The 559-nt window shown below is 68.0% G+C and carries 1 protein-coding gene; it reads right to left on the bottom strand.

From position 1 onward, the window contains the following. Positions 1–559, bottom strand: a 559-nt coding sequence (locus IAE24_RS29975; protein WP_233630808.1) for an aconitase family protein, incomplete at both ends; no start/stop codon positions are given.

Below are 559 nucleotides of genomic sequence, written 5' to 3'. Positions count from 1 at the left end.
CCTGGCGCCGGCCCGTGAGGCGCACGCCCACGATCTCGGGCAGGCGCATCCAGCAGGCGCGGCCCAGCATGACGTTCTCGGCCTCAAGGCCCCCCACGCCCACGGCGATCACGCCCAAGGCATCGACATGGGGCGTGTGCGAGTCGGTGCCAACACAGGTGTCCGGGAAGGCCAGGCCATCCTGCACGGTCACCACGGGGGACATTTTTTCCAGATTGATCTGGTGCATGATCCCGTTCCCCGCGGGGATCACATCCACGTTGGCGAAGGCCTTCTTCGTCCACTCGATGAAGTGGAAGCGGTCCTCGTTGCGGCGGTCCTCGATGGCGCGGTTCTTCGCAAAGGCATCGGGATCGAAGCCGCCGCACTCCACGGCCAGCGAGTGGTCCACGATGAGCTGCACGGGAACGACGGGGTTGACCTGGGCGGGGTCGCCGCCTTCGGCCGCAATGGCGTCGCGCAGGCCGGCCAGGTCCACCAGGGCCGTCTGGCCCAGGATGTCGTGGCAGACCACGCGCACGGGGTACCAGGGAAAGTCGATGTCGCGGCGGCGCTCGAT

Origin of the sequence: Delftia sp. S65 (assembly GCF_016516495.1) — a bacterium.
Taxonomy (GTDB): domain Bacteria; phylum Pseudomonadota; class Gammaproteobacteria; order Burkholderiales; family Burkholderiaceae_C; genus Comamonas; species Comamonas acidovorans.
Note: the sequence above shows the minus strand (reverse complement) of the source record. Positions and strands in the feature narration are given on the sequence as shown.